Here is a 4,842-nt window from a genome sequence, read left to right as displayed (position 1 = left end):
TACCTAACTTTTGGGATTTAGATCATTTTTTGGAAAGTCTCTTTTATAATAAATTACGAATTTTTTCTTTTATAAATGCGTTAAGAGGATAGTGTTTATCAAGATATTCTAGGAGTGCCTGAGCAGATTCAGAAATTCGTTCGTAACCTTGCAAGAAGTGAGGCAATTGTTTGGCTTCATTTGGATAACCTTTTTCAAATCGTCTGTAGCTGTTAAAAATATCTATAAAATTAGATTTAGAAGTTTTTTCCAAATTGATTAGTTCAGTCCAGAGCTTGACAGATCTGTTTTGGATGAAATCATAAGCAGCCAATTTTTCGCCTCGTTGATAGCGACCTAGTCCTATATATAGGTTGCATAAAATTTCTCCCAACAGCCATTCGCGGTCTCTATTTTCTTTTGATGGCAATCTTTGTGGCTGGCAGATTGTTCCATCAAAACCGACCTCCTTCCAGATAATCTTGCCTTCAGCGAAGGGAATGTTTACCAGTTCATGAGCTTCAAAGACAGCAAATTCACAAAAAACATCATCTTCAAATAGAACTTTATGTCCATCCACTGTATTTTGGTAGTGAAATGCAATTGGTTCTAGATTACTTAACCAAGTTAGATCCTGGATATAGGCCTGCTTGTAGCCATCTTTTACAATAACAAAGAAATCCAAATCGGAGTACTGATCCAATCGTTCTCTTTCTGATCCGCAAGAACCAAGTGCCAGCAAAGCTAGTGCTTGTCTAGAATCTTTTAGAGACTGACCAATATCATCTAGTCTTTGTAATAGTAATTCTGTTTTATTCATATCGTTACCTCATTATTTCTTGTTTACAGACATTATATAGTTAATATTTTCGAAAGTCAATTTCATCCCATACCAAATATATACTAATGTAATATGGGATTTCTTTCGATATTTTTTACAATGATAAAGTTTAAACATTTTGCAGGGTATTGCTCATATTATCAAGAATGAAGAAATTTGAAGTATCCTTTGATTGATTAGAAAGTGATTCTTATCTTTAAAAAGATTAAATGATTTGGAAAATATTTGAGAAGAAAAAATATATCGACTTAGCCATCAATTTGCAAACGGTAAAACCTTTCCACAAACGATGAAAATACACATACGACCCGCGCAAAGAGTGGATAATTTACTAATTAGGCATGAAACAATCATTGCAAAATATACTTTTTAAATTACCCATAAAACGATGAGCTGAAGCGAGTTATTCAAAGTCATATGTATTGCTGATATTTGAAAGAGTGACCTGAGACTCAATATATAATTAGGACTGCTAAGTAAAGTTTGGACATTATATCATAAAAGAGGGAAAAGACAGATTTGAGATTTCGCAGAAACAAAAACAGCCCGATGAGGGCTGTGAGATACCAAGAAATCTCAACTTAAATCGCAAACAAGTCATTCAAGTTCTCAGCCAAGGTTGGGTGAGTGAAGATTTGTTTTGTGAAGTAAGTGTAAGGAATCTTGTTGTCCATCGCAACAGTGATGATGTTGATGATTTCTTGAGAACCTTCTGAGAAGATAGTTGCACCAATAATTTCTTTTGTTTCAGTATTGACAACAGCTTTGAAGGCTCCACGAAGGTCTCCATTTACGTGACCACGAGGCATGGCAGCAACAGGGATTTCCTTCACTGCGTATGGAAGTTTCAAATCAGCTGCTTGGCTTTCAGTCAAACCAACTTGTGAAAGTGCAGGTGTGATGAACATGGTGTTTGGTACATTGAGACGGTCTTCAAGTGTGTAGCTGCCATCTCCAGCAAGGTAGCTGTAGACAACGCGGAAGTCATCAAGTGAAATGTAGGTAAATTGTGGTCCACCGTTGACGTCTCCGACTGCGAAGACACCAGAAACGTTTGTTTGACAATGTTTGTCTACTTTGATAGCACCACGCTCAGTTAGTTCAATATCCGTATTTCCAAGTTGAAGTGGTTCGACATTTGGTTTACGTCCAGTTGCGTAGAGAAGAGCATCGAAACGGTAAGTTTCGTTTTCAGTTACGATGAGAACTTGGTCACCGTCGTTTTTGATTTCAGTAGTACGGATGTTTTGAAGCAATTCAATGCCGTCTTCTTCCATGTATTGTTTAGCAAGAGCTGCGATGGAAGGTTCTGCACGAGGAAGGAAAGTATCCAAGGCATCTAGGACGGTAACCTTGCTTCCAAGTTTGTTGTAAAGACCAGCAAATTCAAGACCGATGTTTCCGCCACCAAGGACTCCAAGTTTTTCAGGCAGTTTGTCCAAGTTTTGGATACCTGTTGAGTCAAAGACATTCTTACTTGTAGCAAGTCCAGGGATTGGCAAGACGTTTGAAACAGCACCAGTGTTGATGACGATAGTTTCAGCAGTCAGTTCTTGTTTTTCATCACCAGCTTGGATTTCGATGACTTTGTTTGAAAGGAAGTGAGCTTCCGCATCAAAGATATCCACGCCAGTACCAGCAACAGTAGCATAGTTTTTACCATTGAGGCGGCTAGTGATAGTATTTTTGGTAGCAATCACTTCTTCAAAAGACAAGTCTTTCTCAGCAGCAACTAGCAAGGTTTTAGTTGGGATACATCCGATGTTGATACAAGTTCCGCCGTACATAGCTTTGCTACGTTCAACGAGGGCAACTTTTTTGCCGGCTGAAGCTAATTTACCAGCTAGTGTTTTCCCAGCTTTACCAAATCCAATAACGATTAAATCATATGTTAACATTTATAGTCCTCCTATTCGATTTTCATTCTAGCATAAGAAAACACTTTTTGCACAAATCTGCTACGGGAAATGATTTCCGGTCAAAAGGTCTATCAAAAACTTTTATAATTCTAGTTCAATAGATAATAAATCGTTTACATGATTTTCCTAATGGATTCTACTATCTTTTGCCTCACTCTTGTGTTATACTAGATAGGTTGCAAAGAACTAGTACTTTTCTTTCGTGGAAAAGAAGCAACACGGTATCTCATTTTTAGATGAAGATACGTCATGAAAAGAAAAGTATATACTACGCGCTATAGGATGGCTTCGCACCATCTTTAGAAAGAAGAATAACGTGAAATTTAATGAATTTAACTTGTCTGCTGAATTGCTAGCAGAGATTGAAAAAGCTGGATTTGTAGAAGCCAGTCCCATCCAAGAACAGACTATTCCATTGGCTCTCAAAGGAAAAGACGTTATCGGTCAAGCTCAGACTGGTACAGGGAAGACTGCAGCCTTTGGCTTGCCAACCCTTGAAAAAATCCGTACAGAAGAAGCGACCATCCAAGCCTTGGTTATCGCTCCAACTCGTGAGCTCGCCGTCCAAAGTCAAGAGGAACTCTTCCGCTTTGGCCGTAGCAAAGGAGTGAAAGTTCGCTCAGTTTACGGTGGTTCCAGCATTGAAAAACAAATCAAGGCCCTTAAATCGGGTGCCCACATCGTGGTAGGAACACCAGGACGTCTCTTAGACTTGATTAAACGCAAGGCCTTGAAATTACAAGATATTGAAACGCTTATCCTTGACGAAGCGGATGAAATGCTCAATATGGGCTTCCTTGAAGACATCGAAGCCATCATTTCCCGTGTCCCTGAAAATCGTCAAACCTTGCTCTTTTCAGCAACCATGCCAGATGCTATCAAACGTATCGGTGTTCAGTTTATGAAGGACCCTGAGCATGTCAAGATTGCTGCCAAGGAATTGACAACAGAGCTGGTTGATCAGTACTATATCCGTGTCAAGGAACAAGAGAAATTCGATACCATGACGCGTCTCATGGACGTGGAACAACCAGAACTTGCTATTGTATTTGGTCGTACTAAACGCCGTGTAGATGAATTGACTCGTGGACTTAAAATCCGTGGCTTCCGTGCAGAAGGAATTCATGGTGACCTAGACCAAAACAAACGTCTTCGTGTCCTTCGTGATTTTAAAAATGGCAATCTGGATGTTCTAGTTGCGACAGACGTGGCAGCACGTGGTTTGGATATCTCGGGTGTGACCCATGTCTACAACTACGATATTCCACAAGATCCTGAAAGTTATGTTCACCGTATCGGTCGTACAGGTCGTGCTGGTAAGTCAGGTCAATCTATTACTTTCGTAGCACCAAATGAAATGGGCTACCTTCAAATTATTGAAAACTTGACTAAGAAACGCATGAAAGGCTTGAAACCAGCGACAGCAGAAGAAGCCTTCCAAGCTAAGAAACAAGTAGCACTCAAGAAAATCGAACGAGACTTCGCAGACGAAGCAATTCGTGGGAACTTTGAGAAATTTGCTAAAGATGCTCGTAAGTTAGCTTCCGAATTTAGTCCAGAAGAATTGGCTATGTATATCTTGAGCCTGACAGTCCAAGATCCAGACAACCTTCCTGAAGTGGAGATTGCGCGTGAAAAACCACTGCCATTTAAACCATCAGGTAATGGCTTTGGTGGCAAAGCTAAGGGAGGTCGAGGAGGCCGTCGTGGAGACGACCGTCGAGACCGTGATCGCCGTGGCAATGGTCGTCGTGATGAGTTCAAGAAAGGTAGTCGTGGAAACGACCGTTTTGATAAAGACAAACGTTACCATAATAAAGACAATAAAAAACCTCGCAACACTTCAAGTGAAAAGAAAACAGGCTTTGTTATTCGTAACAAGGGCGATAAATAAGAAAAAGCGGTTCAAAATGAATCGCTTTTTTATATAAGGAGACCGATAGTAAAAGAAGATGTATAAAAGTAAAGGAAAGGTGAGATGGGAAGGGGAACTTTAATCCATCTTCTTATAATATTATTATATAAAAATCCAAACAGAATGTCAATAAAAAATTGCTATTTTTATAAAATATTTTTGCTTTTAAAAATTGCAATTCAATAAGC

Annotated in this window: 3 protein-coding genes; 1 reads left to right on the top strand and 2 read right to left on the bottom strand. The window is 39.3% G+C overall.

The window, feature by feature from the left end:
- Positions 1 to 43: 43 nt before the first annotated feature.
- Both D8805_RS09805 and D8805_RS09800 read right to left on the bottom strand, forming a co-directional pair.
- A complete protein-coding gene (locus tag D8805_RS09805; RefSeq protein WP_125417106.1) occupies positions 44 to 799 on the bottom strand; it encodes a hypothetical protein in 756 nt (251 codons plus the stop codon).
- Positions 800 to 1,401: 602 nt separating this feature from the next.
- Positions 1,402 to 2,718, bottom strand: coding sequence for an FAD-containing oxidoreductase (locus tag D8805_RS09800; RefSeq protein ID WP_000958951.1), 1,317 nt, complete (start codon positions 2,716 to 2,718; stop codon positions 1,402 to 1,404).
- A gap of 337 nt (positions 2,719 to 3,055) precedes the next feature.
- Between D8805_RS09800 and D8805_RS09795 the strand changes: the two genes are divergently transcribed.
- Positions 3,056 to 4,633, top strand: a complete 1,578-nt coding sequence (locus D8805_RS09795; protein WP_125417104.1) for a DEAD/DEAH box helicase — start codon at positions 3,056 to 3,058, stop codon at positions 4,631 to 4,633.
- Positions 4,634 to 4,842 lie beyond the last annotated feature (209 nt).

This window comes from Streptococcus oralis subsp. dentisani, assembly GCF_003944205.1.
In the GTDB taxonomy this organism is placed as follows: Bacteria; Bacillota; Bacilli; order Lactobacillales; family Streptococcaceae; genus Streptococcus; species Streptococcus oralis_BH.
This window is presented reverse-complemented; position numbering and strand designations above follow the sequence as displayed.